Annotated in this window: 3 protein-coding genes; all 3 read left to right on the plus strand. The window is 72.7% G+C overall.

Going from position 1 to position 4,262, the window contains the following annotated elements; all coding sequences use genetic code 11:
• Positions 1–904: DUF4912 domain-containing protein (locus MNZ29_RS23590; RefSeq protein ID WP_242357021.1), on the plus strand; the 904-nt coding region annotated here is incomplete at its 5' end.
• Positions 905–2,503 carry a glycoside hydrolase family 57 protein gene (locus MNZ29_RS23595; RefSeq protein WP_242341507.1) on the plus strand — a complete coding sequence of 533 codons (1,599 nt, stop codon included), beginning with the start codon at positions 905–907 and terminating at the stop codon, positions 2,501–2,503.
• Between the two features lie 125 nt (positions 2,504–2,628).
• Positions 2,629–4,191, plus strand: a complete 1,563-nt coding sequence (lysS, locus tag MNZ29_RS23600) for a lysine--tRNA ligase (RefSeq protein WP_242357023.1) — start codon at positions 2,629–2,631, stop codon at positions 4,189–4,191.
• Positions 4,192–4,262: the final 71 nt, after the last annotated feature.

The raw sequence follows: 4,262 nt of genomic DNA on the forward strand, positions 1-4,262 counted from the left end.
GCCCCGCACGCGCCGGGCGGCCAAGGTGGCTGCGGCGGTGGCGGGCGCGGCGGCCGGCGCGGTGGCCGGGGTCGCGGCGAGCGTCTCGGCGGCGCGGGCGCGCCGCAAGAAGGTGGGCAACGGCAAGCCGGGCGAGGCCGCGCCGGACCCGGAGGGCTACTTCGTCGCGCGGGTGCGCGGGGAGGAGGCGGTGCGCGAGGCCCCGCGCCCCATGACCGAGACGACCTCGGACGCGCCGGAGGCTTTCCGCGCCGTCGAGGAGGGCGAGGGCGCCCCCGAGGGCGCGGGGGGCGCGCCGTACGAGGAGAACCTCGGCGAGCTGCCCTGGGGCTACGGGGACGACGCGTTCGTCGCGCTCCCGCGCGATCCGCGGACGCTCTTCCTCTACTGGGACTTCTCGCAGGGCACCGCGCAGGGGGCGTTCGCCGGGCTCGACCACCCGCGGGCGGAGCTCCGGATCTTCGCGCGGAGCGGCGGCGGCTGGGAGCCGGTGCGCACGCTGGACTTCGCGCTCGAGGCGACCGGCTTCTACGTGCACGACCTCGAGCCCGGCCGCGTGTACCGGGCCGAGATCCACGCCGTCGATCGCGGCGGGCAGGACCGGCAGCTCGGACGCGGCTCGAACGAGATGATGCTGCCGCCGCTCGGCCCCTCGCCGGTGATCGACGACCGCTTCATCCGCATCCCGTGGGAGATCCCGCTCGGGCGGCTCCTCGGCCCCGGCCACGCGGGCGGACCGTTCTCGGAGGAGGCGCGGGCGCTCCTCGCGCGCCTCAGCGACTGGTCGCGCTTCGCCGCCCGCACCGGAGGCAGCGCGGGCGGCGTGGGCGGACGGCCGACCTCTCCGGGCGTGTCGTCGCCGACCTCGCCGTTCGGAGGGTTCGGAGCCGGGGAGGGCGCCTAGATGGCCCAGGACGTCCTCGGCTACGTCGCCCTCCACCTCCACGCGCACCTCCCGTTCGTCCGCCACCCGGAGTACGACGAGTTCCTCGAGGAGGACTGGCTCTACGAGGCGATCAGCGAGACGTACCTGCCGCTCCTGAGGGTCTTCGACCGCGCGACGGACGAGGGGATCCCGTTCCGCATCTCGATGACCATGACGCCGCCGCTCGTCGCGATGCTCCGGGACGAGCTGCTCATGTCCCGCTACGCGCGGCGGCTCGACACGCTCTGCGAGCTCGCGGACAAGGAGGTCCACCGCACCCGCAACGACGGCACCTTCCACGGCCTCGCCCTCCACCACCAGCGCGAGTTCCGCGAGCTGCGCCAGCTCTTCAACGACCGCTACCGCCGGGACCTCGTGGGCGCGTTCCGCCGCCTCGAGGAGGCGGGGCGGCTCGAGATCGTCACCTGCGGCGCGACCCACGGCTTCCTGCCGCTCATGCAGCCGTACCCGGAGGCGGTGCGCGCGCAGATCGCGGTCGCCGCGCGCCACCACCGCCGCCACTTCGGCAAGGATCCGGTGGGCATCTGGCTGCCGGAGTGCGGCTACTTCCCCGGCGCGGACGCGTTCCTCGCCGAGGAGAACATCCGCTACTTCTTCGTCGACACGCACGGCATCACCGACGCGACGCCGCGGCCGCGCTACGGCGTCTACGCGCCGATCTTCACGCCCACCGGGCCGGCCGCGTTCGGGCGGGACGCCGAGTCGTCGATGCAGGTGTGGAGCTCCGAGTCCGGCTACCCGGGCGACCCGGACTACCGGGAGTTCTACCGCGACGTCGGGTGGGACCTCGAGTACGAGTACGTGAAGCCGTACATCCAGCCGACCGGGCAGCGGAAGAACGTCGGCATCAAGTACTTCCGCATCACGGGCAAGACCGCGCACAAGGAGCCCTACGACCCGGCGCGCGCGCGGGAGCGGGCGGCGCAGCACGCGGGCAACTTCATGTACAACCGCGAGCGGCAGATCGAGCACCTCGCCTCGCGCATGGACGGGGTGAGGCCGATCGTCGTCTCGCCGTACGACGCGGAGCTCTACGGCCACTGGTGGTACGAGGGGCCGCTCTTCATCGACTTCCTCATCCGGAAGATCGCCTTCGACCAGCGCATCTTCAAGCTCGCCACGCCCGGCGACTACCTCCGGGAGAACCCCGAGCAGCAGCTCGCGACGCCGCCGCTCTGCTCCTGGGGCGCGGGCGGCTACGCCGGCGTCTGGCTCGACGGCTCGAACGACTGGATCTACCGCCACCTGCACAAGGCGGCGGAGCGCATGATCGCGCTCGCCCGCGACTACCGGGAGCCGAGCGACCTCGAGCGGCGCGCCCTCGACCAGGCCGCGCGGGAGCTGCTCCTCGCCCAGTCCTCGGACTGGGCCTTCATCATGAAGACCGGGACGATGGTGGACTACGCCATCCGCCGGACGAAGGAGCACGTGCTCCGGTTCACGCGGCTGCATGACCAGCTCCGGGCCGGGCAGATCGACCCTGAGTGGCTCGCCCACGCCGAGACGAAGGACAACATCTTCCCGGAGATCGACTACCGCCTGTACGCACCGCGGTAGGAGCGCGAGCCGGTTCGGCTGGCCGCCCGCTCGATCCGCCGCGCGGCGCGCGGATGTTCTCGCGTTGACGGGGCGGGCGAGCCCGACTAGCCTCGCCGCACGCTTTTCCCCGTCGAAACCGAGACATGCGAGATCCCAACCCCCCCCGCGGCGACGACCTCGGCGCGACCGAGCGCGAGATCCTCGCGCATCGCGCGAAGAAGGCCGAGGCGCTGCGCGCCCTCGGCGTGAACCCCTACGGCAACGGGCACCGCCCGGAGCACCTCTCGAAGGACCTGCGCGACAGGTACGGCGACGCGCCGGCCGACGAGATCGCGAAGGACCCCGGCGCCTGGTCGATCGCCGGGCGCGTCCTCGCGGTCCGCCCCTTCGGCAAGGCCGCCTTCCTCAAGATCCGCGACGCCGCCGGCGAGCTCCAGGTGTGGATCAAGAAGGATCGGGTCTCCGAGCGGGACTTCGAGATCTACAAGCTCCTCGACATCGGCGACATCGTCGCCGCCCAGGGCGCCGCCACGCGCACCAAGACCGGCGAGCTCACGCTCGAGGCGACCGCCTTCACCATCCTCACGAAGTCGATGCGGCCGCTGCCCGAGAAGTGGCACGGGCTCAGCGACGTCGAGCAGCGCTACCGGCAGCGCTACCTCGATCTCATCGCCACCCCCGGCGTGCGCGACACCTTCGTGAAGCGCGCCCGGACGGTCTCGACCATCCGGCGCTTCCTCGACGGGCGCGGCTACCTCGAGGTCGAGACGCCGACCCTGCACAAGCCGGAGGAGGCGGGCGGCGCGGCGGCCCGGCCGTTCGAGACGCACCACAACGCGCTCGACCTCTCCCTCAAGCTCCGCATCGCGACCGAGCTGCACCTGAAGCGGCTCGTGGTGGGCGGCTTCGATCGCGTCTACGAGATCGGCCGCATCTGGCGGAACGAGGGGATCGACCGCCGCCACAACCCCGAGTTCACCACGATCGAGTTCTACGAGGCGTACGCGACCGCGGAAGACCTCATGAAGCTCACCGAGGCGCTCTTCCACGCGCTCGCCCTCGAGGTCGCCGGCGCGCCGGTGGTGACGTTCCAGGGGCAGCCCATCGACTTCACCCCGCCGTACCCCCGCGTCTCGCTCGTCGAGGTGGGCGCCCGTGCCCTCGGGCTCTCGGTCGAGGACGCGCTCGCCGGCCGCGGGCTCGCCGAGGCGCTCGCGCGCGCGGCGGCGCGCGAGAACGAGTCGGAGGACGCCTGGAAGCTCGAGCAGGCCGCGAAGCGGTCCCCGGGCGAGGCGATCGCCGCGGCCTTCGAGGTGTTCGGCGAGCCCCAGCTCCCGAAGGACCGGCCCGCGTTCGTGGTCGACTTCCCCCTCGAGACGAGCCCGCTCTCGCGCAGGCGCGACGCCGATCCGCGCCTCGTCGACCGCTTCGAGCTGTTCGCGGGCGGCATGGAGTGCGCGAACGCCTTCTCCGAGCTCAACGATCCTGCCGACCAGCGCGCGCGCTTCGAGGCGCAGGTGAAGGCGCGCGCCTCGGGCGACGAGGAGGCGATGCCGTACGACGAGGACTTCGTGCGCGCCCTCGAGCACGGCATGCCGCCGACCGCGGGCGAGGGCATCGGGATCGATCGGGTGACGATGATCCTCACCGACTCCGCCTCGATCCGCGACGTCATCCTGTTCCCGCTGCTCAAGACCCGGGACTGACGTGAGCGAGGAGCGGATGCACGAGCGCGTGGCCGCCGGCGGCGGGCCCCCGAGGTCCGCCGAGGGCGGCG

The organism is Anaeromyxobacter sp. SG64 (genome assembly GCF_022690745.1).
GTDB lineage: Bacteria > Myxococcota > Myxococcia > Myxococcales > Anaeromyxobacteraceae > Anaeromyxobacter > Anaeromyxobacter soli.